23 protein-coding genes are annotated in these 24902 nt (G+C 45.9%); 11 read left to right on the forward strand and 12 right to left on the reverse strand.

Annotated features, from left to right (window positions below; translation table 11 throughout):
- Positions 1 to 381: 381 nt before the first annotated feature.
- From fre to trxA, 6 genes are all read right to left on the reverse strand, one after another.
- Positions 382 to 1095, reverse strand: a complete 714-nt coding sequence (fre, locus tag MSG38_RS23625; RefSeq protein ID WP_017055264.1) for an NAD(P)H-flavin reductase — start codon at positions 1093 to 1095, stop codon at positions 382 to 384.
- A 20-nt stretch (positions 1096 to 1115) separates the two neighbouring features.
- Positions 1116 to 1385: a 2Fe-2S iron-sulfur cluster-binding protein gene (locus MSG38_RS23630; protein ID WP_008224727.1), complete on the reverse strand. Its 270-nt coding sequence runs from the start codon at positions 1383 to 1385 to the stop codon at positions 1116 to 1118.
- The gene (gene ubiD / locus MSG38_RS23635) at positions 1382 to 3223 is read right to left on the reverse strand and encodes a 4-hydroxy-3-polyprenylbenzoate decarboxylase (protein WP_248402774.1); all 1842 of its coding nucleotides are present in this window, start codon (positions 3221 to 3223) and stop codon (positions 1382 to 1384) included. Before ubiD ends, MSG38_RS23630 begins: the two co-directional genes overlap by 4 nt.
- A 98-nt stretch (positions 3224 to 3321) precedes the next feature.
- Positions 3322 to 4317, reverse strand: a complete 996-nt coding sequence (locus MSG38_RS23640) for a hypothetical protein (protein WP_017059249.1) — start codon at positions 4315 to 4317, stop codon at positions 3322 to 3324.
- 111 nt (positions 4318 to 4428) lie between these two features.
- Positions 4429 to 5688: a transcription termination factor Rho gene (gene rho / locus MSG38_RS23645; RefSeq protein ID WP_017062978.1), complete on the reverse strand. Its 1260-nt coding sequence runs from the start codon at positions 5686 to 5688 to the stop codon at positions 4429 to 4431.
- Between the two features lie 200 nt (positions 5689 to 5888).
- Positions 5889 to 6215 carry a thioredoxin TrxA gene (gene trxA, locus MSG38_RS23650; protein ID WP_010440700.1) on the reverse strand — a complete coding sequence of 109 codons (327 nt, stop codon included), beginning with the start codon at positions 6213 to 6215 and terminating at the stop codon, positions 5889 to 5891.
- Positions 6216 to 6326: 111 nt separating this feature from the next.
- Here trxA and rhlB point away from each other — a divergent pair, with 111 nt between their 5' ends.
- Together rhlB and gppA are read left to right on the forward strand one after the other, a co-directional pair.
- On the forward strand, positions 6327 to 7637 hold the full coding sequence (rhlB, locus tag MSG38_RS23655; protein ID WP_048610414.1) for an ATP-dependent RNA helicase RhlB: 1311 nt from the start codon (positions 6327 to 6329) through the stop codon (positions 7635 to 7637).
- Between the two features lie 6 nt (positions 7638 to 7643).
- A complete protein-coding gene (gene gppA / locus MSG38_RS23660) occupies positions 7644 to 9137 on the forward strand; it encodes a guanosine-5'-triphosphate,3'-diphosphate diphosphatase (protein WP_048610411.1) in 1494 nt (497 codons plus the stop codon).
- Between the two features lie 101 nt (positions 9138 to 9238).
- On the opposite strand, the gene MSG38_RS23665 is transcribed toward gppA, so the two are convergent.
- The 3 genes from MSG38_RS23665 to recQ form a co-directional block, all read right to left on the reverse strand.
- Positions 9239 to 9910 (reverse strand): 7-cyano-7-deazaguanine/7-aminomethyl-7-deazaguanine transporter, encoded by a 672-nt coding sequence (locus MSG38_RS23665; RefSeq protein WP_017061333.1) that lies wholly within the window; start codon positions 9908 to 9910, stop codon positions 9239 to 9241.
- 245 nt (positions 9911 to 10155) lie between these two features.
- A complete protein-coding gene (locus MSG38_RS23670) occupies positions 10156 to 10467 on the reverse strand; it encodes a DUF3630 family protein (RefSeq protein WP_017061332.1) in 312 nt (103 codons plus the stop codon).
- 49 nt (positions 10468 to 10516) lie between these two features.
- Positions 10517 to 12355 (reverse strand): ATP-dependent DNA helicase RecQ, encoded by a 1839-nt coding sequence (recQ, locus tag MSG38_RS23675; protein WP_017065746.1) that lies wholly within the window; start codon positions 12353 to 12355, stop codon positions 10517 to 10519.
- Between the two features lie 179 nt (positions 12356 to 12534).
- On the opposite strand from recQ, the gene rarD reads away from it, so the two are divergent.
- The 5 genes from rarD to tpx all read left to right on the forward strand — a co-directional run bounded on the left by rarD (position 12535) and on the right by tpx (position 18213).
- Entirely contained in the window at positions 12535 to 13443 is a 909-nt protein-coding gene (gene rarD, locus MSG38_RS23680) for an EamA family transporter RarD (RefSeq protein ID WP_050622235.1), read from the forward strand.
- An 86-nt stretch (positions 13444 to 13529) separates the two neighbouring features.
- Positions 13530 to 14324 carry an AraC family transcriptional regulator gene (locus tag MSG38_RS23685; RefSeq protein WP_145576116.1) on the forward strand — a complete coding sequence of 265 codons (795 nt, stop codon included), beginning with the start codon at positions 13530 to 13532 and terminating at the stop codon, positions 14322 to 14324.
- 97 nt (positions 14325 to 14421) lie between these two features.
- The gene (locus tag MSG38_RS23690) at positions 14422 to 15084 is read left to right on the forward strand and encodes a LysE family translocator (protein ID WP_017072452.1); all 663 of its coding nucleotides are present in this window, start codon (positions 14422 to 14424) and stop codon (positions 15082 to 15084) included.
- A 91-nt stretch (positions 15085 to 15175) separates the two neighbouring features.
- Positions 15176 to 16933: a gamma-glutamyltransferase gene (ggt, locus tag MSG38_RS23695; protein ID WP_248402775.1), complete on the forward strand. Its 1758-nt coding sequence runs from the start codon at positions 15176 to 15178 to the stop codon at positions 16931 to 16933.
- Between the two features lie 782 nt (positions 16934 to 17715).
- Positions 17716 to 18213 (forward strand): thiol peroxidase, encoded by a 498-nt coding sequence (tpx, locus tag MSG38_RS23700; protein WP_048613238.1) that lies wholly within the window; start codon positions 17716 to 17718, stop codon positions 18211 to 18213.
- A 171-nt stretch (positions 18214 to 18384) separates the two neighbouring features.
- On the opposite strand, the gene uvrD is transcribed toward tpx, so the two are convergent.
- On the reverse strand, positions 18385 to 20559 hold the full coding sequence (gene uvrD, locus MSG38_RS23705; RefSeq protein WP_017061325.1) for a DNA helicase II: 2175 nt from the start codon (positions 20557 to 20559) through the stop codon (positions 18385 to 18387).
- 264 nt (positions 20560 to 20823) lie between these two features.
- On the opposite strand from uvrD, the gene MSG38_RS23710 reads away from it, so the two are divergent.
- From MSG38_RS23710 to MSG38_RS23725, 4 genes are all read left to right on the forward strand, one after another.
- Positions 20824 to 21084 (forward strand): DUF2282 domain-containing protein, encoded by a 261-nt coding sequence (locus tag MSG38_RS23710; protein ID WP_004736650.1) that lies wholly within the window; start codon positions 20824 to 20826, stop codon positions 21082 to 21084.
- A gap of 64 nt (positions 21085 to 21148) precedes the next feature.
- Positions 21149 to 22009: a DUF692 domain-containing protein gene (locus MSG38_RS23715; protein ID WP_248402776.1), complete on the forward strand. Its 861-nt coding sequence runs from the start codon at positions 21149 to 21151 to the stop codon at positions 22007 to 22009.
- On the forward strand, positions 22006 to 22773 hold the full coding sequence (locus MSG38_RS23720; RefSeq protein ID WP_248402777.1) for a DNA-binding domain-containing protein: 768 nt from the start codon (positions 22006 to 22008) through the stop codon (positions 22771 to 22773). The genes MSG38_RS23715 and MSG38_RS23720 overlap by 4 nt, the downstream gene beginning before the upstream one ends.
- A 1-nt stretch (position 22774) precedes the next feature.
- Positions 22775 to 23233, forward strand: coding sequence for a DoxX family protein (locus MSG38_RS23725; protein ID WP_009848182.1), 459 nt, complete (start codon positions 22775 to 22777; stop codon positions 23231 to 23233).
- Between the two features lie 85 nt (positions 23234 to 23318).
- Here the strand turns inward: MSG38_RS23725 and MSG38_RS23730 are convergent, their stop codons facing one another.
- Together MSG38_RS23730 and MSG38_RS23735 are read right to left on the reverse strand one after the other, a co-directional pair.
- A complete protein-coding gene (locus MSG38_RS23730) occupies positions 23319 to 23600 on the reverse strand; it encodes a hypothetical protein (protein ID WP_009848181.1) in 282 nt (93 codons plus the stop codon).
- A gap of 102 nt (positions 23601 to 23702) precedes the next feature.
- Positions 23703 to 24902 (reverse strand): multidrug effflux MFS transporter, encoded by a 1200-nt coding sequence (locus MSG38_RS23735; protein WP_041473010.1) that lies wholly within the window; start codon positions 24900 to 24902, stop codon positions 23703 to 23705.

Consider the following 24902-nt stretch of genomic DNA (forward strand, 5'->3'; position numbering starts at 1 on the left):
TATCTAACGATAAAACGTTTTGATATTCATCAACGAGTGCCCACACAGATTGATAGGTTTAAATTGTTAAAGAGCTTAACTTCTTGAGCGTTCCTTTTAAGTAGGGAGCCTCTCGAAGTGGACGGCCATTCTAGCGAATTAACATTCAGTGTCAAACACTTTTTGAAAATTAATTTTTTGTCGCTTTCCGTCTTACTGATTCTTGCTGAAGCCTTGTGGCGTCTGCCGTCTCAGTGGTGTCGCATTATAGGGAACCCTCTCAGCTTAGCAACTACTTTTTCATAAAAAATGAATAAATAGGGGTTAACTGCCTAATAGTTCACCTAAACGTAAAAAAGAGAGCATTTCTGCTCTCTTTTTGCTCAAAACCTAAGGGTATTGTTAGATAAATGCGTAAGCATCAGCGTACATATGGTCACGCTTTGCTTCTTTATTCTGAGTAAATAGGTCTCTTGCAGCGCCAGCCATTTCAAAACGACCCGCAATATAGATATCGAAATCAGCTAATGATTCGAAACTTTGCGTGATAGCCTCAAGCACATTACCTGTTTGGCCGTGCCAAACTTCCGGTGCTTCTTCTACTACCGGTACAAAGTGCACATTGCTATGCTTTTCTGCAATGCCAACCAGCTCTTCTTTCGCATACAGCTGGCACTCATCTTTTGCGCCCCAGTATAGGTAGATCTCTTTCGAGCTATTTTGCGCGATGCAGTGATCAAGAATAGAGCGCACGTAGCTGAAGCCAGTACCACCAGCAATAAGTAATAGAGGGCGATCGCTTTCTTCTTTGATCCAAGCATCTCCGTGTGGAGCATCAATCGCAATATCGCCATCTTCAGCTTGTGCCTTCTTCATCGCTTCAACCACTTCTAGTGCGTAAGCGTTGTGCTCGGCAGCACCAATGTGCAGTTCAAGCTCACCTTCGTGGCGGCAAGGGCTACTTGCGATAGAGAATGGGCGCTTATCTTTCTCGCCCATCTCAACCATCAGGTACTGGCCCGCTTTAAAAGCGACCGGTGTTTCTGGGTGAAGTAGGATTTGGTAAGTATTACAAGCCAAAGGCTCGATAGACTTCACTTTACATTTAATAGTCATGTTCTTCCTCTTACTAACCCTTAATCGGCAAAGGTTAGAACTAAATTACTTTCTGCAAATGCTTGGCAAGCAAAAATCCAGCCTTGTTGCTGCTCTTTCTCTGTGAGCATGGGTTCAAGGTGGTAACTCACTTGCCCTTCTAATTTTTTGCACATACACATTGCGCATGCGCCAACTTGGCAACGGTTTGGGAAATAGATATCGCTGTTGAGCGCAGCATCCAAGACCGTTTGCCCTTTTTCTACTGTGAAACTGATGTTTTCTGGGTATAAGACTACTTGGTAGCTCATGAAATTCCTAGCTGTTCCCAGATGCTATCAATCTTTTTCACGACATCAGGATCTTTTGTGATTGGAACACCCCACTCACGCAGGCATTCACCTTCCCACTTATTGGTCGCATCGAGGCCCATTTTTGAGTGTCCAGTTTCGTTCTGTAGGAATAACGTATCTCTCGCCGGATCCATCCTGGTCGTTACAGCCCAAATGATGTCATTCCAATCACTCACGTTGACATCACCGTCACAAACGATAACAAACTTATTCTCATCAAATTGAGACCAAACCGCTTCCATGATTTTCTTACCATTACCGGCTGCTTGCTTATCAATAGACACCACAACCATGCTGGCATTGTCGTTTTGCAGGTGAATATCAATAATTTCAGGATGAACCTTGGTTAACTCAGCCAAGCTACCCTCTATATGTTCACTATTTACAGGTGCTGATTGGGCATCTGGCGATAACGCTAACTCTGCGTCCCACTTCTTAGTGATATCTAGACCCATCTTAGAACCCAACCCAACCACGGGTGAGGCAAAATCCAATGAATCGATCGGCGTGTTCTCTATCATCAGGCTATCGCGTGACGGATCCATATGTTCGCACATCGCTGCCGTTACTTGAGACCAATCACGTGCATTCACATCTTCATCGCACACCAATACAAATTTGGTGTACATAAATTGGCGCAAGAAAGACCATACACCCATCATCACTCGCTTAGCGTGACCTGGGTATTGCTTCTTCATGGTCACTACTGCCATTCGGTACGAACAACCTTCAGGCGGCAGATAGAAATCTTCAATCTCTGGGAACTGCTTTTGAAGAATAGGCACAAACACTTCATTTAGCGCAACACCCAATACCGCTGGCTCATCAGGTGGACGGCCAGTATAGGTGCTGTGATAGATAGGGTTCTCGCGCATGGTTACATGAGTAATAGTAAACACATGGTGCTTTTCTTTCTCGTTGTAGTAACCAGTATGATCTCCGTAAGGCCCTTCATCCGCAAATTCATTCGGGTCGATGTAACCTTCCATCACGATTTCTGCACTTGCAGGAACTTCTAAGTCGTTGCTGATTGATTTAACGACCTCAGTTTTACTACCACGCAGTAAGCCTGCAAAAGCGTACTCCGATAAAGTATCCGGCACTGGCGTAACCGCACCAAGAATGGTGGCAGGGTCAGCACCAAACGCTACCGATACTGGAAATGGTTTACCTGGGTTGGCTTCCATCCAATCACGCAGATCCAATGCTCCACCACGGTGGGCTAACCAACGCATGATGATTTGATTCTTGCCGATCTTCTGTTGACGATAGATGCCTAAGTTTTGGCGTTTCTTGTTTGGACCACGAGTAACAGTTAAACCCCATGTTAGCAATGGCGCGACATCGTCAGCCCAACAGCTCATCACGGGAATTTTATCCAGGTCGACGTCATCGCCTTGCCATACCACTTGTTGGCAATCCGCTTTGCGAAGGCGTTTAGCCGGCATGTTCAAGACTTGCTTAAATACAGGCAGTTTATCAAGAGCGTCTTTAAAGCCTTTTGGTGGCTCGGGTTCTTTAAGGTAAGCAAGCAACTTGCCCACTTCACGCAGTTCTTTGACTTCCTGACGCCCCATACCAATAGCAACACGGTTAGGTGTACCAAATAGGTTGGTCAAAACAGGCATGTCATAGCCTATTGGATTTTCAAACAAAAGAGCCGGGCCACCAGCACGTAGAGTACGGTCGCTAATCTCGGTCATTTCGTAGTCTGGATCGACTGGGTGAGAAATGCGTTTCAACTGACCAATACTTTCAAGATGGTCGATAAAATCACGTAAATCTTTAAAACTCATAGGACTTCTACATGCTGATTATTCTGCGCTCAGTATATCAAAAAGGGTGACGCTGAGATCCCCCTTTTTAGTGTGGTTATTGAGAGGCAAAATCCACTTTACGGTAATGCTTGCTCGATCAAAGAGCTCTTCACCTGAGGGTTATCATTGACGAGATCTTGCAACCATCGTGTATGACCTTGTTTGGCGAGTTCACGCGCGACTAATGGGGCTTCATCAGCAATCGCCATCCTAGAGACAAGGAACAGCTTCACCTCTTCTGATAACGGGTTAACCTTAGTGAGTAAAGTAATCGCTTCATCTTTCAAACGCGGGTTTTTAGTCGCCGCCATTACTTGTTCAAGCGCGAACGTTTGTTTGGTTTCAGCAAGGCGGACTAGCTCAGCTTGGCTATGATAATCGGCCTTCATTCGCCATAGAATTTTGTAGACCTCTGGGTCTTCGCTCACTTGCGCTAATCGAACCACCACCTCAGTAGAAGGTAACCAGCTAACAATAGAAGATGCAGTGAGTTGCTTAGTTAGGTAATCAACCGCTTCAGGAGACAAACTGTCTAGCTCTCTAATGAGCAACGCTTCTCGCGTTTGAACTTGATGTTCAGATCCAGATAACCACTCTTTTAGGTCGAGTTCCTGTTTCTCTGCATCTAGCACAAATACCAATGTCTTCTGATCTTGACGCCATTGTTTGATAAGGCGATTAGCAATTGAAGGGTAATTAAAGGCAGGTACCGTAAACTCATAGCCATCTCCACGCTCTAAGACTTGATAAGTGGGCGTGATAGCAAGTTGCTGCTCGATGAAGATAGACATCTTGGGTGTGAGTACGATTTTTTGCTGTTCAAGCTTCTTCAAGAGTTGGTAACGAGCCACCTCTTGCTGGGGAAATGTCAGGCGCTCAAGCGCAAAGCGTAGCGAATTGACTTCGTCACGTACGACAAGCTCGAGTAGTTCAGCAGTTTTCAGTTTTACTTGATCATTCTCAAGCCAAGACTCTACTGTAAGTGGAGACATCTCGGTGGCATAGCTCATACCAACCGGTGAAAATAACAGTGAAGTAGACAGGAGTAATGATGACAACAGTCCATGTTGCATTTTAACTTCCTTGTAACACTTTTGCTCATTCTGCAAGCTGGCGCTACAAAATGCAAATAAAAAGCGCCACCCGAGGGCAGCGCTTATTAAATAACGATCAGCTAATCAATATTACTGACGACGCATTGCGTCAAAGAACTCATCGTTCGTTTTCGTCATTGCTAGCTTGTCGATAAGGAATTCCATTGCGTCGATTTCGCCCATTGGGTGAACAATCTTACGCAGGATCCACATCTTCTGTAGTTCATCGTTCTTGGTAAGAAGCTCTTCACGACGAGTACCAGAGCGGTTGAAATCAATCGCTGGGAATACGCGTTTTTCAGCAATCTTACGGTTAAGGTGCAGTTCCATGTTACCTGTACCTTTGAATTCTTCGTAGATAACTTCATCCATCTTAGAACCAGTATCAACCAGTGCTGTTGCGATGATCGTTAAGCTACCGCCTTCTTCTACGTTACGTGCCGCACCGAAGAAACGCTTAGGACGATGTAGAGCATTCGCATCAACACCACCAGTAAGAACTTTACCTGATGAAGGAATCACAGTGTTGTAAGCACGAGCTAGACGAGTAATAGAATCCAGTAGGATAACTACGTCTTTCTTGTGTTCAACAAGGCGTTTCGCTTTCTCGATAACCATTTCTGCAACTTGTACGTGGCGAGATGCTGGCTCATCGAATGTTGAAGCAACGACTTCGCCTTTAACTAGACGCTGCATTTCTGTTACTTCTTCTGGACGCTCATCGATAAGTAGAACCATTAGTTCACACTCAGGATGGTTACGTGCAATGCTTTGAGCAATGTTTTGCAGAAGCATTGTCTTACCCGCTTTAGGCGGAGCAACAATCAGACCACGCTGACCTTTACCAATTGGAGATGCAAGGTCAAGAATACGAGCCGTAATATCTTCAGTCGCACCATTACCCGCTTCCATCACCATACGTTCGTTAGCGTGAAGAGGAGTAAGGTTTTCGAAAAGAATCTTGTTACGAGCGTTGTCTGGCTTGTCGTAGTTAACCGTGTTTACTTTAAGCAGTGCAAAGTAACGCTCACCGTCTTTAGGTGGACGGATTTTACCGCCAATAGAGTCACCTGTACGTAGGTTAAAACGACGAATTTGGCTTGGTGATACGTAGATATCATCTGGGCCAGCCAGGTATGAACTGTCGGCGCTACGTAGGAAACCAAAACCGTCTTGAAGAATTTCTAGAACACCATCACCAAAGATGTCTTCACCACTTTTTGCATGCGCTTTAAGGATGGAGAAGATAATGTCTTGTTTTCTTAGGCGAGCTTGATTTTCAAGACCTAAGCTTTCGCTAAGTTTAACAAGCTCAGACACAGGTCTGTTCTTCAGTTCAGTAAGATTCATAGTGGTGGAAGTTTGTTTAGTCAAAATAGGATCTGTTTTCTTAAGTTAAGAAGGATTTGGTCACAGGATCGACCAAGAAGAGAAATTCGTTCAATTAACGTGCGATAAATTAGCACTAAAACTAAGACTAGTCCATAGCTTAGAAAAAACAAAACCGCGCATTTGTTAACTGCACGGTTTCTTTTCAAATGCTGACCTGATTATAGGTTAGCGTCTAAGAACTCTTTAAGTTGAGTTTTAGATAATGCACCAACTTTAGTCGCTGCTACGCCGCCATCTTTAAAAAGAAGTAGCGTTGGAATACCGCGAATACCAAACTTTGGTGGAGTACCAGCATTTTGGTCGATATTTAATTTACCGATTGTGAGCTTGCCTTCGTACTCGTCTGCGATTTCATCAAGAATCGGCGCAATCATTTTACATGGACCACACCATTCTGCCCAAAAATCAACAAGAACAGGGCCTGCAGCATTGATTACATCGTTATCAAAACCGTCATCAGTTAGCTGCAAAATCTTATCACTCATCTTCCACTCCAATGTATTTTTTAGAACTGGTTGGATGATAACCAGTAAATAGATGCCCTATTGGAATGTATTTACTTTCGTATTGCAAGCTTAAGCTGATATTCTATAGCAATGAAAAAGACGCATATCACAGAGCAAAAGTTCGCCGACTTGGATTTACTTCCGCAAGTCATTGAAGGATTGGAGAAAAAAGGGTTCGATTATTGTACCCCTATCCAAGCCTTGGCGCTCCCGGTACTGCTCACCGGCCAAGACATTGCAGGCCAGGCCCAAACGGGTACTGGTAAAACGCTTGCGTTTCTTACTGCTACTTTTAACCACCTGCTAAAAACACCTGAGCATGAAGGGCGTAAGCCTAACCAGCCACGTGCGATTATTATGGCACCAACGCGTGAACTCGCGATTCAGATCTACAACGATGCTGACTCTCTGGTTGAAAGCACAGGTATCAAGGCAGCACTTGCTTACGGTGGCGAAAGCTACGACAAGCAGCTAGGTAAGATCGAAGAAGGCGCAGATATCTTAATTGGTACAACTGGCCGCATCATCGATTTCTACAAGCAGAAGGTATTTAACCTTAACCACATTCAAGCTGTTGTTCTTGACGAAGCTGATCGCATGTTCGATCTTGGCTTCATCAAAGACATCCGCTTCTTGTTCCGCCGTATGCCTGAGCCAAAAGATCGCCTGAACATGCTGTTCTCTGCGACATTGTCTTACCGCGTACAAGAGCTAGCGTTCGAACACATGCACAACCCAGAGCATGTTGTTGTTGAGCCAGAGCGTAAAACAGGTCACCGCATCCAGGAAGAGCTGTTCTACCCATCAAACGAACACAAAATGGCACTGCTGCAGACTCTAGTTGAAGAAGAATGGCCAGAGCGCGCTATCATCTTCGCTAATACTAAGCACAAATGTGAGTCTGTTTGGGGTCACCTAGCTGCAGATGGTCACCGTGTTGGCCTGCTAACTGGCGATGTTCCTCAGAAGAAACGTGAAAAGATTCTTGAGCAATTCACTAAAGGTGATGTTGACCTGCTTGTCGCAACCGACGTTGCAGCACGTGGCCTACACATTCCTCAAGTAACACACGTATTCAACTTCGACCTACCTGATGACTGTGAAGATTACGTTCACCGTATCGGCCGTACCGGTCGTGCAGGTGCAAGTGGTCACTCGATCAGCTTTGCTTGCGAAGATTACGCAATCAACTTGCCACCAATCGAAGAATACATTGAGCACGCTATCCCTGTGTCTGACTACGATGCTTCAGCACTGCTAGAAGATCTACCAGCACCATTGCGCTTACGTACACGTAACCCGCAACAACGCCGCTCAAACAACAATGGCCCACGCAACGGTAACCGTAAACCAAACCAGAACCGTCGCCCACGCCAACCGCGTCATAACAAGGAAGCTTAGTCGCTTATGAGTCAAACAGTGTCACCCCCGCTTTACGCTGCAATCGACCTCGGGTCGAACAGTTTTCATATGCTCGTTGTGCGTCATATCGATGGCAGCGTACAAACCATGGCTAAAATTAAGCGCAAAGTGCGTTTAGCTGCAGGCTTAGATGAAAATAATGCGCTTAGTACAGAAGCCATGCAGCGCGGTTGGGACTGTTTGAGTCTCTTTGCAGAGCGACTGCAAGATATTCCGAAAGAAAATATCCGCATTGTCGGTACAGCGACCCTACGTACTGCTATCAATGTGGATATATTTCTAGAGAAAGCGAACCAGATCCTTGGTTACGACATCAATGTTATCTCCGGTGAAGAAGAAGCTGCGACTATCTATAAAGGCGTAGCACACACTTCTGGTGGCAGCGGCCGCCGACTGGTTGTTGATATTGGTGGCGCAAGCACCGAGATGATCATTGGTGAAGGCTTCTCAGCGAAAGCCCTAACCAGCCTGAAGATGGGCTGTGTTACTTGGCTTGAGCGCCACTTTAAAGACCGCCAATTAACCGCAACCAACTTCAACAACGCCATTGAAGCGGCGAAGTCGACGTTGGCTCCTATCCTAGATAGCTACACAGATATCGGATGGGATGTGTGTGTGGGCGCCAGTGGCACCGTTCAAGCACTGCAAGAGATCATGTTGGCGCAAGGCATGGATGAAGTGATTACTCATGCCAAACTTAAGCGCCTACAGAAACAAGCTATGATTACTGAGCGCTTGGAAGAGCTAGAAATCGAAGGACTGACTCTTGAACGCGCATTAGTGTTCCCGAGTGGCCTTTCTATTCTTATTGCGATTTTTGAGCTGCTTGAAATAGATTCAATGACACTCGCAGGCGGTGCACTCCGTGAAGGCCTAGCTTACGAGATGGTTGATGAGCTACGCCAAGAAGATATCCGAGCACGTACCATTAAGAGCGTGCAATCACGCTACCAAATGGACGTAAGCTACGGTGAACAAGTTGCTGTAGTCGCACAAACGCTGCTAGACCAAGCAGGCGCCGAATCGTGGGTTTCAGAACCTCAAGCTGGTGTGCTATTGCAAACGGCAGCTAAGCTTCACGAGATTGGTTTAACCATCGATTTCAAAAAAGGTGGTGAGCACAGCGCTTACCTGCTGCAGAACTTAGACCTGCCTGGCTTTACTCGAGCGCAAAAGCACTACTTGGGTGAGTTAACTCGTCGCTACCGTGAGCAGTTAACTTCATTACCAGAGCAACACGCTATCTCAGGCACCAGCAGCAAGCGTATCTTACGTATTCTGCGTTTGGCTATTTTGTTGACTCACCGTCGCAATCCAGCGCTAGAGCCTGAGTTTAAGCTTGCAACCGATGGTAACAACTTGACCTTAGCGCTTTCTAAGCAATGGCTAGCAGACAACCCGCTGACCGCTGCTGAGCTAGAGATCGAGTCGAATAGACAAACCGATATTGGCTGGCCATTGAATATTAAATGCCTCTGATATTAGTATCTGACGCTAGAAATTAAAAAAGCCCAAGTTAGTAGACTAACTTGGGCTTTTTCTTATCGCTGCATTAATGCTTTGTGTTACAAATCTCAAACTTAAGCGTTCACGCCTGTCGCTTTAAAGTCAGGGTTCACTGCGGTTAGCTTTCTAACAATGTAGTTAAGAAGCACGCCGTACATAGGCACGAACAAGCCTAGGCTGATGATAAGTTTGAATCCGTAATCGACTAAAGCAATCTCAGTCCAATGCTCGGCCATAAATGGATCTGGGCTTTGGTAGAAAGCAATCGCAAAGAACGCGATGGTATCAATGGCATTACCGAATAACGTTGAGCATGTTGGGGCTACCCACCACTGTTTAAGCTGACGTAGGCGGTTGAAAACATGCACATCCAAAATCTGACCTAATAAATAAGCCATGAAGCTCGCCGCGGCGATACGTGCAACAAACAAGTTGAACTCACCTAGTTGGCTAAAGCCTTGGAATGAACCTTCAAAGAACACCACTGACAAGAAATAAGAAACGGCCAGCGCTGGTAACATCACTAAGAAAATGATTTTACGAGCAAGCTGCGCGCCAAAAATACGTACGGTTAGATCGGTCGCTAGGAAGATAAACGGGAAAGTGAAAGCACCCCAAGTGGTGTGCATACCGAAGACGGTAAAAGGCAGCTGAACCAGATAGTTGCTTGACGCAATAATCACCAAATGGAACAAAACTAATAGTGCTAGGGCTTTGCGCTGTTGCGCAGGGGTAAAGTTACTCATGCTGTACCTTTTTAGTTTGGTTTGGGGGTGAGGGAACCCAAATCGAGTCATTTCTTCGAATTATCCAAGAAAGCTCTTACCAAGAATGTGAATTAAAAAATGTATCTAAAAATTGCTCTGCTGAGCGGCGGGCGATTATACATTAATCAATATTGGCTGCAACGGTGAGAACAAACGCAAACGTTTATTCTCACTTTTATTGGTGAATAGCGCTAGAAGCTGTGTTTTAGAAGCGATGCCAAAAGTTAAAAACCGCGCTTGAAAAGCGTCGCGAGATAATCAAACTCTTCTCGGCTTTCTTCCGCGTTTAACGACTCAAACCAAATTGATTCACTATAATGTTCAGACTTTAAGAACATTCGGCAATCTTCAAAATCAATCAGCCAAGAATGCATATCGGCATCCCATTGTTTTTCAACAACTGACGCTGACAGCAACGCCACCAGCTTTTCACCTAGCACTTCGTAAGAATCAAAATCAAAACTTGGAGACGTAATCAATAAACGCCCTTCCTCAGCTAAATATTCTCTTAAGCCAAATTCTGTTTGTGTTGTCATGTCCCTATTAACCTTATTCTTTTTCTATTAGTTAGACGTTTCTTGCAAACTAGCCGTGTGTGGTGATGTGTTCTTGAATCAGATCTAGGAATGGGTCTGCGTACTTATCCAGTTTACGTTGACCAACACCGTTGACTGCCAGCATTTCTCCGTATGAAGTAGGCAGTATTTCAGCCATATCAATCAAGGTCGCATCACTGAATACCACATAAGGTGGCAAGCCATCTTCATCAGCAATCGACTTACGCAGCTTACGCAGTTTCGCAAACAACTTCTTATCGTAGTTCTTACTGCTCAGTTTATCGGACTTCGCATTACGCACCGCGGTATCTAAACGAGGAACAGCCAACTCCAAAGACATCTCACCACGCAGTAACGGGCGGGCTTCTTCTGTTAACTGTAATGTCGAGTTACGAGTGATGTTTTGGAACAACAAACCTTTATGAATAAGCTGACGGAAGATACTGATCCAGTAATCGTGGCTATGGTCTCGGCCAATACCGTAGGTAGATAGCTTATCGTGGCCATTATCGCGGACACGGATATTCTGCATACCACGCATCACTTCAACCACGTAGCCCATACCAAACGACTGGTTCACACGGTACACACAAGACAAGGCTTTCTGCGCCTCTTGGGTCGCATCAAAATGCTTGGGTGGATCGAGACAAATATCGCAGTTGCCACATTGCTTCTCACGATACTCACCAAAGTAGTTAAGCAGAACCTGACGACGACACGTTTGCGCTTCGGCAAAAGCACTCATCGCATTCAGCTTGTGCATCTCAACTTGTTTCTGTGGGCCTTCTTCTTTCTCATCCAGCATACGACGCAGCCAACCCATATCAGCCGGGTCAAACAACATCATCGCTTCAGCAGGCAAACCATCGCGACCTGCACGACCGGTCTCTTGATAGTAAGACTCGATATTGCGTGGGATATCAAAGTGCACCACAAAGCGTACGTTGGGTTTGTTGATGCCCATACCGAAGGCAACAGTCGCGACCACGATCTGAATATCATCACGTTGGAAGGCTTCTTGAACGTAAGCACGCTCATCGGTGTCCATACCTGCATGATAACCCGCAGCGCGAATACCGTTATTGCATAGCTTCTCGGTCACCATCTCCACTTTCTTACGGCTACCACAGTAGATGATGCCGCAATTGCCCTTTTGCGTTTCTAGGTAGCGAACCACCTGTGAGACGGGTTTGTGCTTCTCAACTAGGTTGTAGCGAATATTAGGGCGATCAAAGCTGCCTAAGTAAGTGTGCGGATCTAGGAGCTGTAAGCGCGAGATAATATCTTTACGCGTCGCATCATCAGCGGTTGCTGTGAGCGCCATGTAAGGCACATGCGGAAAATATTGCTTAAGCTGACCTAATGATGCGTATTCAGGGCGGAAGTCGTGACCCCATTGAGAGATACAGTGCGCTTCATCGACTGCAATCATTGAAAGCGGTAAACCTTGAAGGCGCTCGATAAAGTCACGCATCAACACGCGCTCTGGCGACACATACACCATTTTCAACTGACCTGAGTTCATACGATTGAACACATTCAACAACTGGTCACGTGGCATTGAAGAGTTAATACACTCAGCGGCAACACCATTGGCCTTCAGTTGATCGACTTGGTCTTTCATCAACGAGATCAGCGGCGAGATAACCAGAGTCAGCCCTTCACGAACCAAAGCCGGTATTTGGTAACACAGAGATTTGCCACCACCGGTTGGCATAATCACCAAGCTATCTTTGCCTTCAACGGCCAAATCAATGACCTCTTGCTGACCATCGCGAAAGCTTTGATAGCCAAACACATCTTGTAAGATGGTTTGCGCATCATTCGCGGGAGTTGGTATTTGCTCAGCAATCAGAGTGGCGGTCATTGTGGTTCCTAATCGAGGTATGAAATCAGCAAGCATCTTCGGCAAGCAAGTCGCACATTGTAGAGGGGAACGCTGGCGAATTAAACCGCAAATTGTTAGGTGAAAAGGGTTATCGCTCCTATACTGACCAACTCTCTTATAAATCTTATTAATAAGCACTCAGTGCTAGAGAAAGATGCATGACACAGGAAGAACAACAACGTACGCGCCAAGGAGTTTTGCTTGCCGTCGGCGCCTACACAATGTGGGGTATCGCCCCTATATATTTCAAATCTTTAAGTGACGTTTCCCCGTTAGAGATCCTCAGCCACCGTGTAGTATGGTCTTTTTTCCTACTCGCTTTCTTACTGCACATTGGCCGCAGCTGGCGTAAAGTCCGCGACACCCTGACCTCAAAACCAAAAATGCTCTATTTGGTAGCGACCTCTATTTTGGTGGGTGCTAACTGGCTGATCTTTATCTGGGCGGTGAACTCCAATCACATGCTCGATGCCAGTTTGGGGTATTACATCAACCCGTTGATTAATGTGTTACTGGGGATGCTCTTCCTCGGCGAACGCTTACGTAAGCTGCAATGGTTTGCTGTGGCTCTGGCTGCGATTGGCGTATTAATCCAATTGATTGCCTTCGGCTCAGTACCAATCGTCGCCATTGCCCTAGCCTTTAGCTTTGGTTTTTATGGCTTGCTGCGTAAGAAAGTCAGCTTAGAAGCGCAAACGGGTCTGTTCATTGAAACTCTGGTGATGCTGCCTCTCGCCGCAGCCTACTTACTGTTTATTGCCGATAGCCCGACCTCAAACCTATCGATGAACCCGATGCAACTCAACCTGTTACTGGTTGCGGCAGGTGTGATCACCACGGTTCCATTACTGTGTTTTACTGGCGCTGCAACTCGCTTGAAGCTATCGACACTCGGTTTCTTCCAGTACATCGGTCCAAGCTTGATGTTCTTACTGGCGGTTCTGATTTACGGTGAAGCCTTTACATCAGATAAAGCGATCACCTTTGCTTTCATATGGGGAGCACTGGTTATTTTCAGCTTTGATGGCCTGCGTAACAACAAGAAGAACAAACGCGCGAAACAGTGATATTGATCGTTTTTTACAAGACAATCCCTTAATACGCAGATAAGCTTGGTTGAATTGATGACTATTTGACCAAGCTTTTTTGTACCATGGATAAAGTCCACTATTACTCTACCCCAACAGAAGATATCAGCCTGATCCAAGCTCAATACCAAGAGTTTGCCTTTCAACGCCACTATCATTTGGACTTTCACATTGGCTTGATTACCCAAGGGCAGCAAAAATTCGCCTATAAAGGGACAAGCCACCATGTCGGTGCAGGCCAAGTTGTTATCATGCCACCTGATGAGCTGCATGATGGACACTCCAAACTCGATTCAGGCTATCAAGTCAGTGTGTTTGCAGTTTCTCCCCAATGGTTTCAAGATCTTGCCGATCCCAAGCAAAATGGTCACACATTGGGCTTTTCTGAGTTGATCCTCTCCGATCAGGCGGCATTTTTACAATTACGTAACTTACATAGTCTATTAATCAATCAAAACATCAGCCAACTCGCTCAAGATTGCTTACCATTCGAGGGATTCTCGACGATCGTCGATCGTTATGCCAAATTTGGATCGAAGAGCGATATTAAGCTGGGCAATCAATCGATAGATACACTCAAAGACTATTTGATGGCGAATTTGGACCAGCCAGTGCGATTAGAACAACTGTCTGAGCTGTGCGGCTTAACCACAACTCAATTCCAACGCCACTTTAAGAACAGAATGGGCATCACCCCTTATGCGTGGCTGAGCCGTTTACGTATGGAGCAGAGCATGCGCCTGATTAAATCTGGGATCTGTGGTACTAAGGTCGCGCACCAAGTAGGCTTCTATGATCAAGCACACTTCTCCAAAGCATTCAAAACCACATTCGGCGTACCACCCTCACAAATCAACTAAGTGTTGATAATTTACAATTGCTCGATTTCAAATCGCGGTAAGCTACGCTCAATACGATTACTTATTTAAAATAGCGGCAACGTTATTGAGAACTGACATGAACGAAGTCACCATACTGATCACCCTCGCCTCTATCCATTTCATCGCTTTGATGAGCCCAGGCCCAGACTTTGCGTTAGTCGTGCAAAATGCGACACGCCACGGCAGACAAACAGGCTTGTACATTGCGCTTGGTTTATCTTGCGGGATCTTACTGCATTCGTTACTGAGTCTGACGGGAATCAGTTACCTAGTCCACCAGCAACCAACCCTATTTGCCATTATCCAATTGGCTGGCGGTAGCTACTTGCTGTACTTAGGTTACGGTGCACTTAAAGCCACCTGGCAAATCATTCAGAACCACGACGATGACGACGATACCGTCAATGCCAAAGATCTGATTCTGACCAACAAGCGTCAGGCATTTTCGAAAGGGTTTGCAACCAATATTCTCAACCCAAAGGCTTTGGTGTTCTTTATCAGCTTGATGTCGAGCTTAGTGCCTGCCGACATGTCTCTATCAGGTAAAGGCTTTGCGCTTATCATCCTGTTCGGTCTGTCTCTGTTTTGGTTTTCACTACTGGCGTGGATGCTTTCGACTAAGGCTCTACAGAAGAAACTTAGCGAAGCAACGGTATACATCGATGGCTTATGTGGCGTGGTATTCAGCCTTATTGGCGTGAGTATTCTTTGGCAGTCGCTGTCCGGTTTAATCGCTTAAATTCGAATCAAGATTACAATTCGTTAACAACGCACTGGCTATCTAATCTTTCCACTGCCAATCTAGCTCTGCATATTAAAAGGAGAAGATCATGCAGTGGAAAACAAAACTAACAACCCTCGCCACTTCTACCCTACTTTTTGCCTCTCACGTCAGTTGGGCAAATCAAGCTGCCGATTCCGTCGCACCCGAACATAGTAGTGGTTTAGAAACCAAACAGCTCGTTAAAGCCAACGATTGGATGGTCACAGCGGCCAACCCATTAGCAACACAAGCTGGCGCTGATGTACTTGCCCGTGATGGTAACGCCATTGATGCCATGGTTGCCGTGCAGCTTATGCTTGGCTTAGTGGAACCTCAGTCATCAGGTATTGGTGGCGGCGCGTTCCTTGTCTATTTTGATGGCAAAGACAAACAGCTCAAGACCTACGATGGCCGTGAAACTGCGCCACTTGATGCCACCCCACGTCTATTCCAAGACGAAAACGGACAACCGCTTAAATTCTATGATGCCGTGGTTGGCGGTCGTTCTGTTGCCACGCCGGGCACGGTGCAATTGCTGTGGGACACTCACCAGAAATACGGCAAGTTAGAATGGGCATCACTGATTAAACCTATCGCTCAACTGGCAGAAGAAGGTTTCACCATCAGTCCACGTTTAGCCACCTTGATTGAGAATGACCAAGAGCGACTGAGCCGATTTGCGACAACTAAAGCCTACTTCTTCAATGCCGATGGCAGCCCGAAAGCCGCTGGCACGCAGCTTAAGAACCCTGAATACGCGGCAACGTTAAACGCTATCTCGAAGGATGGTGCTAAAGCCTTCTACCAAGGTGAGATCTCTGCCGACATCATTAATACTGTGCAAACAGCGAAAGGTAACCCTGGCGTATTGGCGCAGAAAGATTTCGACGCTTATTCGATCAAGCAGCGCGAGCCGGTTTGTTCTGCTTATGAGAGCTACGATATTTGTGGAATGGGGCCACCAAGCTCTGGTGCGTTAACGGTTGGGCAAATCCTTGCAATGACTGAGCAATTTGACCTCAAATCATGGGGGCCATACGACGCAAAATCTTGGCAAGTGTTAGCAGACGCTTCTCGCTTAGCCTTTTCAGACCGTGGTATGTACATGGCAGACCAAGATTATGTGCCTATGCCAACCCAAGGGTTAGTGAATACTGACTATTTGCAGGAGCGTGCTCAGTTAATTACCGCAGGTAAGGCATTAGACAGCGCACCTTCAGGCACCCCCCCGTGGGATCATGCGATGCAGAGAAGCCAAGATGTTTCTATTGAGTTGCCATCCACCAGCCACTTCAACATTGTCGATAGTGATGGCAATGTCGTGTCGATGACCACCACCATTGAGAATGCCTTTGGCTCACGCTTGATGGTAAGAGGCTTCCTACTCAACAACGAACTGACGGATTTCTCATTCAAGACCCACAACGATGGCAAGCCTATCGCCAACCGACTTGAACCGGGTAAGCGTCCGCGCTCTTCTATGGCACCGACCATCATCATGCAAGACGATCAACCTTACATGGCGATTGGCTCTCCGGGCGGCAGTCGTATCATAGGTTATGTCGCACAAGCGATCATTGCTCATACCCAATGGGACATGGATATTCAGCAAGCGATCAACCAACCACACTTCCTAAACCGCTTCGGTACCTTAGATTTGGAAAAAGGAACATCAGCGGAAAACTTCAAACCTGAGCTAGAAAAGATGGGATTTGAGGTCAACGTTCGCGATCTTAACTCTGGTTTACACGCGATTCGCATCACAAAAGATGGTCTAGAAGGTGCTGCAGACCCTCGTCGTGAAGGTGCAGCTATCGGCCAATAAGGGAAAATACTCCCTTTTTACTCCCTGTCTTGTGCGAGATCTCTCACAAGGCAGTGAGTAAATATCGATATTTAACTGCGAAATTAGTCACCTACATATCGTAACCAATTGAAATAAAACGATACGTACATTTATCACTCAAATAATTATATAGAAATTCCCTTATGCACCATTGCTGATAAATAAGGAATCGGTAATATGAATGGTGTCGGAAGGATGCTGACACGGAACAGGAAACGCCAAGGACTTGGTTATCTTCAGGATGAAGATTCGATTACTCAGGATGAATAATCGGCATGGATAGCGAAATGGACATTGAATGGACGCAATAGTAACTAGGATGGTTGCTACTAAGGAAAGACAATGGACACCTCTGGACGAGGAAAGGACTGAACATCAGGATGATGTAAAGGACACCGCTCAAGGAACAAGTGACGCGCGCTAACGAGGATTGTTGGCAGATCAGGATAAGATCAAGGACACCGCTAGGAAGGCGACGAAAGGAATACGCTGAAGGATAACAGCACACTATCATGGATTTGATGCATGGAGCACACTTAGTAGCCGGATTGCTGCGAGTAAGACTATAGACCCCGATGAGCGCAAGCTCTCGGGGTTTTTCTTTATCTGCCGTTTCATTTATTCCCTTGTCAGCAAATAAATCAAAGACCTTTGATTACAATTCTGACATTTAAAGCATTCACTTCTTAACCACTTCAGAGTAACGTAAGTCGAACTAGGCTCAACTAGTTTCATAACCATAATTAAACTAAGGACAATTCATGTCACACGTTACCTTCAAAGGCGCTGCTGTACCGCTAACCGGCACATTCCCACAAACTGGCGAACAAGCACCAAGCTTTGCACTTGCTGCAGGCGATCTTTCTGAACTGACTCTTGCTTCTCTTGAAGGCAAGAAAGTGGTTCTAAACATCTTCCCAAGCATCGACACAGCAACTTGTGCAACGAGCGTACGTACGTTCAACGCAAAAGCGGCTGAGCTTGAAAATACGGTTGTGGTTTGTATTTCTGCTGACCTACCGTTTGCTGCGGGTCGCTTCTGCGAACTAGAAGGCATTGAAGGCGTTCAACACGCTTCAACTTTCCGTTCTCCTGCGTTCGCATCAGACTACGGCGTGGCGATTGCTGAAGGCCCACTGTCTGGTCTAACTACACGTGCAGTTGTGGTTGTTGATGAAAAAGGTGTGGTAACACACAGCGAGTTGGTTGCAGAGATCACTGAAGAACCAAACTACGAAGCGGCACTTGCAGCACTGTAAATCTTCTTCCTAGGCAGAAATGCCTTAAGCTCGATTCAACCTATTTAGACTGGTTCCGAGCTATAAAAAAGAGCAGCCATTGGCTGCTCTTTCTGTTTTTAATGCGGATTACTTTTAAATGCTGAACGGTTTTTAAAAACCAAACGGCTTTCTAAATGCTGAAGTAGCGGATTACAACTGTTCTAAACGCGCGTAAGCCGTCACTAACCACTTGATGCCTTCACCGTTAAACGCGACTTGAACTCGGCTCTGCGGGCCACTTCCCTCGAAGTTGATGATGGTACCTTCACCAAACTTAGGGTGCTTAACGCGCGAGCCCAAGCTAAAGCCCGTTTCATTGAAATTCTCTTTCACGGCGGTTTGGCTAAAGCGACCGCTGCTTGCAGGACGGCTCACTTGCGCCTTCATACGTACTTCATCCAGACAGGTCTCTGGTAGCTCACGAATAAAGCGTGACGGTTTGTGGTACTTGTCTTGCCCGTACAAACGACGCATCTCTGCGTAAGTGATGTAGAGCTTCTCCATCGCACGGGTCATGCCGACGTAACACAGACGACGTTCTTCTTCCAAACGCCCCGCTTCTTCAGCAGACATCTGGCTTGGGAACATGCCCTCTTCAACGCCAACCATGAATACCATAGGAAACTCTAGGCCTTTGGCACTGTGCAAAGTCATTAATTGAACCGCGTCATCAAACTCATCAGCCTGACCTTCACCCGCCTCTAACGCTGCATGAGTCAAGAAAGCAGTAAGCATACTCATTTCATCCGCTTCTTCTGGCTTTTCAAACTGACGTGTTGCCGTTACCAATTCTTCCAAGTTCTCAATACGTGCCTTCGACTTCTCACCCTTCTCTTGCTCGTACATCGCAAACAGACCCGACGATTTAATCACGTGGTCAGTTTGTTCATGCAGGCTAAGTTCCAACGTGTCATCTTCAAGCGCATTAATCAGCTCGATAAAGCGACTCAATGCACCCGCAGCACGACCGGGTAGCACTTGCTCTTCTATCAAAGCAACACTGGCTTCCCACATGGTTGCACCACGATCACGAGCGGCAAGACGAATCGTTTCTAACGTTTTATCGCCCAAGCCACGCGTTGGCGTATTAACCACACGTTCAAATGCCGCATCATTACTGCGGTTGCTCATTAAGCGCATGTAGCTCAAGGCATCTCTGATTTCTTGACGCTCGAAGAATCGCATACCGCCGTAGATTCGGTAAGGTAGACCACCTTGAATCAAAGCTTCTTCAAGAACTCGAGATTGGGCGTTATTACGATAAAGCATTGCGGTATCTTCTAGCGCGCCGCCTTTCTCCTGCCACTCTTTGATTTTGCTAACAGTGAAACGCGCTTCATCTAACTCGTTATAAGCCGAGTACACAGAGATTGGCTCGCCATCGTTGCCATCGGTCCACAGCTCTTTACCCATACGTTCGGTGTTGTTCGAGATAAGCTCGTTCGACGCCTGCAGAATGGTTTTGGTTGAACGATAGTTTTGTTCAAGTCGAACCGTCGAAGCACCTGGGAATTCATCCAAGAACTTCTGAATATTTTCGATCTTCGCACCACGCCAGCCATAGATAGATTGGTCATCATCGCCTACGATCATCACGCGACAATCTGGGCCTGCCATCATACGCAGCCAAGCATATTGGATGTTGTTGGTATCTTGGAATTCGTCGACAAGGATATGCTTAAAGCGAGCTTGGTAGTGCTCTCGGATGTGTTTCTTATCGCGTAATAGTTCATGCGATCTCAGCAAGATTTCCGCAAAGTCGACCAAACCAGCACGGTCACATGCTTCTTGGTAAGCAGAATAAATCTTTAACCACGTTTGAGTTATTGGATCATGGTAGGCGTCAATGTGACTTGGGCGTAACCCCTCGTCTTTCTTGCCATTGATCCACCAAGAAGCTTGCTTGGCAGGCCACTGCTTTTCATCAAGATTTTGCGCCTTGATTAAGCGACGTAGCAAACGAATCTGATCATCAGAATCTATGATCTGGAAATCTTCTGGCAGTTTTGCATCTAGGTAGTGAGCACGAAGGATGCGGTGACAAATACCGTGGAAGGTGCCGTTCCACATGCCTGACGAACTACCCATCATCAACTCTTCAATACGACCACGCATTTCTGCTGCCGCTTTGTTAGTGAAGGTAACTGACATAATAGAGAACGGTGATGCTTGCTCTACACTTTGCAGCCAAGCGATACGATGCACCAACACTCGCGTTTTACCACTGCCAGCACCTGCCAGAATAAGTAGGTTTTCTAAAGGTGCCGCGACCGCCTCACGTTGTTTATCGTTTAGGCCATCGAGTAAAAGCGAAGGATCTATCATTGGATATGCTCACTACTGGGTATTTATACATAAAAGTTGATTATAACCTAAACACTAGGCTGCGTTTAGGATAATAAGAAGAAAAAACAATCAAAAATTAACATCATAAATTCAATAACTTAAAATATAAAACATCATATATATTGATATTTTTTATAATGCCGTGAAATTATTTCTCGGTTGTTCCTATCCTTTTTAGTAAGCAAGTTAACAATCCATTAACCTGCGATATCAAAATACTATTAAGTCCTAGAGGGAATGACTATGAAAAATTCTAATCTTGCTGTTACAGCTGCAATCACAAGTGTACTAGCGTTCGGCGGTGCAGTTCTTACATCAGCACCTGCGGAAGCAGCAGCAAAAGAAAAATGCTACGGCGTGGCAAAAGCTGGCCAAAATGATTGTGCAACCAAAACAAGCTCATGTGCGGGTACAGCAAAAGAAGACAACCAATCCGATGCATTCGTAGTCGTACCTAAAGGGCTATGTGGCAAATTATCAGGTGGTAACACTCAATCATCATAATTGAGCTGCTTAGTATGGTGAGCTGACACTCAGCTCACCTCCACTTCTTATTAGGAGAATCGTTGTGACTGAAACTCTTCACCCCCACACAGGGGTTGGCCTTAGAACACCGCACTTGGACTTCTTTAGCCAAAATCCAGCCTTAGTAAGTTGGTTAGAAGTTCACAGCGAGAACTACTTCTTAGCTCAATCACCGCAACGCCAACAACTCAGAGAAATTCGTCACGCACACAACATCAGTTGTCACGGTGTTGGGTTGTCGCTAGGTTCTGTTGAGCGCATCAATCAACATCATCTTGTGCAATTAAAAGAGCTCATTGATGATATCGAACCCTTCTTGGTTTCTGATCATCTCAGCTGGAGTCAGACAGGTGGTCATTACTTCAATGACTTGTTACCGCTGCCTTATACCGAAGAAGCGCTAGAGGTCTTTTGTCGCAATGTCATCGAGGTGCAAGACAGCCTGCAACGCCCTATGCTGATTGAGAACCCATCGAGCTACCTTGCCTTCAAGCATTCAACCATCCCAGAATGGGAATTTTTAGCCGAGGTACAGAAGCGCACCGAGTGTCGCCTACTGCTCGATTTCAATAATATTTTTGTCTCATCTTTTAATCATGGCTTCAGCTGTGAAGAGTATCTAAGTGGAATACCGGCAGACAAAGTGGAAGAGATTCACTTGGCAGGTTTCACGAAGAAAAAACTCGAACAAGGTGAGATCTGGATAGACACCCACAGTAAACCTGTCTGTGATGAAGTGTGGCAGCTTTACACCCAATGGATACAGCAACACGGTTCGCGCCATACCTTGATAGAGTGGGATCTAGATATCCCAGAGCCACAAGTTTTATTGGCTGAAGCAACCAAAGCCAGTGACATCTTGTATCAACACGACAAGTTCATTCAAAGGAGTCGCGCATCATGAGCCACTCCCTAGCAAAAGTTCAATCGGAATTTGCTAACGCCCTACGCTACCAAAACAGTGGTGAACACTGCGACATAGTGAGCGACCATTTTACTGATGAACAGCGCATCCAGATTTATCGCAATAACTTTGTGATTAGCTTGAATGAGGTACTCGCTGCAACCTACCCACTCACCGAGATGTTAGTTGGTGAAGAGTGCTTCCAACAAATGGCTCGTCAACATGTCTTAAGTTATCCATCAACCTCTGGTGATGTCAGTGGTTACGGTGAACACTTTGAACAAACCATCCAAGCCTTTCCTGCGGTTATTGAGGCTGCACCTTACCTCTGTGAAGTGGCTTTGTATGAATGGAAAAAAGATAGCTTGGTGAGATGCGTTTCAGAATCACACGTCGACCAACATCCTCTGGCTGGTTTAGCTGATGTGCCACCAGAGCAACAAGGCGCTTTAGTCTTTCATCTCAAAGATTCAATAACGCTCATTAATTCTAGCTACACGATTATCGCGCTTGAACACGCTATCTATCAGCAACAACTCGATGGGTTAGACATCAACCAACCTGAGTTTGGAGTGTTAATTCGAGCCGAGAACTCTCAGATTGAGAGTCATCACTTGAATGAACAATGCCATCAGCTATTAACCGAATTGCAATCGGATCAAACGCTCTCAGCGATAGACCCTTTACTACTACAACATCTGAATGCTGTCATGGCGCTTAACGTCATCTCAGGCTTTTCAATCAATGCCGAATTGGAGACATAATATGGATAACAACACAGTCACGAACATGATGGCTCAATACGACAGTTTGATTGAGAAATCACAAGCACTCTTTGTTCCGGTGCTACTGCTATTTTGTCGCCTATGGGTGGCGTGGGTATTCTTTAATTCTGGCCTGACCAAGATAGCGACTTGGGATAGCACCCTTTACTTGTTTGAGTTGGAATACCAAGTACCATTGCTACCTTGGGAGTTAGCCGCCTACATGGGCACCGCAGCTGAATTGATTCTGCCGGTATTCTTAGCGCTTGGTCTATTAACACGACCTATGGCAGCGGTGCTGTTCGTGTTCAATATCATTGCGGTTGTGTCTTACCCAGTGTTATGGGCGCAAGGCTTCTATGATCATCAGTTGTGGGGATTAATGATTCTTATCGTTGTCGTGTGGGGCGCCGGGCCATTCTCACTTGATAGAATTTTGAAAGCGCAGTTTAGAGGTTAGAACGAACTTTCATTCGCACTAAATTGATATACCCCAAAACGCAAAAAACCACTCAATTGAGTGGTTTCTTTTTAACTGGGATAAACTACTTATTCAGAAAAGCTTGTAGCTCTTCAGCAGAGATACCTTGCTCAGCTAGCTCTTTTGCTAGTAGCTGAACCTGCTCACCCTTACGAGACTCTACCACACGCTGAAATTGGTAAATGATGTCTCGTAAAGTATCGATTGGAACTTGTTTTGCCGCACTGCGAATACGCTCTTCACTTTGGTTGCCTAGCTCTTTAAGCAGTTTACCAAACATGACCTTTTCAGGTGCATCTTCCATTTGTTCTAAGACGCGCGCCATTTCGTAGGTTGTTAATGACATTACAGTATTTTCCGTTGGGGACTAACGTTTCAATGAGTGACAAATATACCATGTTTTAACGTTTCGCAAACCGCCATTTGTATATTTTGTCACCCTTGAGACTTACGCCTTAGCAAACGTCGTGTGCCACGACTTGCCTGCTTTGCTCGCAAGCACTAACAACGCAGGAACAATAAGGAACATTTGCAGCGCAATCATCACTTGAGACGTTAAATCAAGGCGTTGCATGGTACCAACAAGCAGCCCTGAGCCACTCATTTGGAACAAGCCAAGCAGTGCAGCAGCTGTGCCCGCACGGTCACCGAAAGGTTCAAGAGCCTTACCAGCAGCAGCACCGAGAATCCAAGCAAAACCCACTGAAGACAAGAAGATTGGCAGCATGAATGCAATTGGGCTAGCGTGTTCTGCAAGCACTAACATAATCACGCCCGCTAAACCCAGCGTTGAGATACCAACGACCAGTGCTTTATAGGTACCAAAGCGGTCCATAAATTTAGGTGCAGTAAACGCAGCTGCAATGTTGATGGCCGCATTAACACCAAACCAGAAAGTAAACTCTTTCATGGTCAGGCCTAGGTTTTCCATCAACACAACCGGTGCAGAGGTGACATAAGCGAGAATCACTGCCATCGCCATCAGACACAAGGTTGCGTGGAAAAGGAATGATGGTGTTTTCAATACGGACCAGTATCGCTCAAGCTTGAACACCGCAACCTTTTCTGTCGCAGGGTTAGACTCTTTCATTTGGAAAAATAGGATAGTGCCAACAACGACAGCGAAGCCTGCCATAAAGCTAAAGTTCGAACGCCAACCAAATTGATGAGTTAACCAAGCGCCAAGAATGGGTGCCAAAGCAGGAATAAAACAGATTGCACCATTAAGGTAGCTGATCATACGGCCACTCTTCTCTGGGCCAAATAGATCGCGAACCGTTGCAAAGGCTGCTACAGAAGTCGCACAAGCTCCTAAGCCTTGTAGCAGCCGAGCCATTAGCATCATATCAATCGATTGAGCTGCCCACGCCAAGCAAGCACTCAATGCATAGATACTAACACCTCCCAATGCAACGGTTCGACGTCCTAACTTATCAGCCAAAGGGCCAGCAAATAATTGCCCGACACCCATAGCGAATAAAAACCAGGTAATCGTATCTTGTGCTAGTGCATGTTCCACGTGAAACGCTGTTGAAATTTGTGGCAGAGCTGGAAGATAAATATCTATAGCCAAAGGGCTAAATAGAACCAGCATTGCCAATAAAGCAACCTGCAGTTTACTAGGGGTTGGAAGCGCGTTAGAAGGCAC

Origin of the sequence: Vibrio sp. 1CM24A (assembly GCF_023161725.1) — a bacterium.
Taxonomy (GTDB): domain Bacteria; phylum Pseudomonadota; class Gammaproteobacteria; order Enterobacterales; family Vibrionaceae; genus Vibrio; species Vibrio coralliirubri.

What these genes read in the sequence shown, in the direction of transcription:
- fre (WP_017055264.1), bottom strand. Translation starts at nt 1,095, where the DNA reads ATGACTATTAAATGTAAAGTGAAGTCTATCGAGCCTTTGGCTTGTAAT.
- MSG38_RS23630 (WP_008224727.1), bottom strand. Translation starts at nt 1,385, where the DNA reads ATGAGCTACCAAGTAGTCTTATACCCAGAAAACATCAGTTTCACAGTA.
- ubiD (WP_248402774.1), bottom strand. Translation starts at nt 3,223, where the DNA reads ATGAGTTTTAAAGATTTACGTGATTTTATCGACCATCTTGAAAGTATT.
- MSG38_RS23640 (WP_017059249.1), bottom strand. Translation starts at nt 4,317, where the DNA reads ATGCAACATGGACTGTTGTCATCATTACTCCTGTCTACTTCACTGTTA.
- rho (WP_017062978.1), bottom strand. Translation starts at nt 5,688, where the DNA reads ATGAATCTTACTGAACTGAAGAACAGACCTGTGTCTGAGCTTGTTAAA.
- trxA (WP_010440700.1), bottom strand. Translation starts at nt 6,215, where the DNA reads ATGAGTGATAAGATTTTGCAGCTAACTGATGACGGTTTTGATAACGAT.
- rhlB (WP_048610414.1), top strand. Translation starts at nt 6,327, where the DNA reads ATGAAAAAGACGCATATCACAGAGCAAAAGTTCGCCGACTTGGATTTA.
- gppA (WP_048610411.1), top strand. Translation starts at nt 7,644, where the DNA reads ATGAGTCAAACAGTGTCACCCCCGCTTTACGCTGCAATCGACCTCGGG.
- MSG38_RS23665 (WP_017061333.1), bottom strand. Translation starts at nt 9,910, where the DNA reads ATGAGTAACTTTACCCCTGCGCAACAGCGCAAAGCCCTAGCACTATTA.
- MSG38_RS23670 (WP_017061332.1), bottom strand. Translation starts at nt 10,467, where the DNA reads ATGACAACACAAACAGAATTTGGCTTAAGAGAATATTTAGCTGAGGAA.
- recQ (WP_017065746.1), bottom strand. Translation starts at nt 12,355, where the DNA reads ATGACCGCCACTCTGATTGCTGAGCAAATACCAACTCCCGCGAATGAT.
- rarD (WP_050622235.1), top strand. Translation starts at nt 12,535, where the DNA reads ATGACACAGGAAGAACAACAACGTACGCGCCAAGGAGTTTTGCTTGCC.
- MSG38_RS23685 (WP_145576116.1), top strand. Translation starts at nt 13,530, where the DNA reads ATGGATAAAGTCCACTATTACTCTACCCCAACAGAAGATATCAGCCTG.
- MSG38_RS23690 (WP_017072452.1), top strand. Translation starts at nt 14,422, where the DNA reads ATGAACGAAGTCACCATACTGATCACCCTCGCCTCTATCCATTTCATC.
- ggt (WP_248402775.1), top strand. Translation starts at nt 15,176, where the DNA reads ATGCAGTGGAAAACAAAACTAACAACCCTCGCCACTTCTACCCTACTT.
- tpx (WP_048613238.1), top strand. Translation starts at nt 17,716, where the DNA reads ATGTCACACGTTACCTTCAAAGGCGCTGCTGTACCGCTAACCGGCACA.
- uvrD (WP_017061325.1), bottom strand. Translation starts at nt 20,559, where the DNA reads ATGATAGATCCTTCGCTTTTACTCGATGGCCTAAACGATAAACAACGT.
- MSG38_RS23710 (WP_004736650.1), top strand. Translation starts at nt 20,824, where the DNA reads ATGAAAAATTCTAATCTTGCTGTTACAGCTGCAATCACAAGTGTACTA.
- MSG38_RS23720 (WP_248402777.1), top strand. Translation starts at nt 22,006, where the DNA reads ATGAGCCACTCCCTAGCAAAAGTTCAATCGGAATTTGCTAACGCCCTA.
- MSG38_RS23725 (WP_009848182.1), top strand. Translation starts at nt 22,775, where the DNA reads ATGGATAACAACACAGTCACGAACATGATGGCTCAATACGACAGTTTG.
- MSG38_RS23730 (WP_009848181.1), bottom strand. Translation starts at nt 23,600, where the DNA reads ATGTCATTAACAACCTACGAAATGGCGCGCGTCTTAGAACAAATGGAA.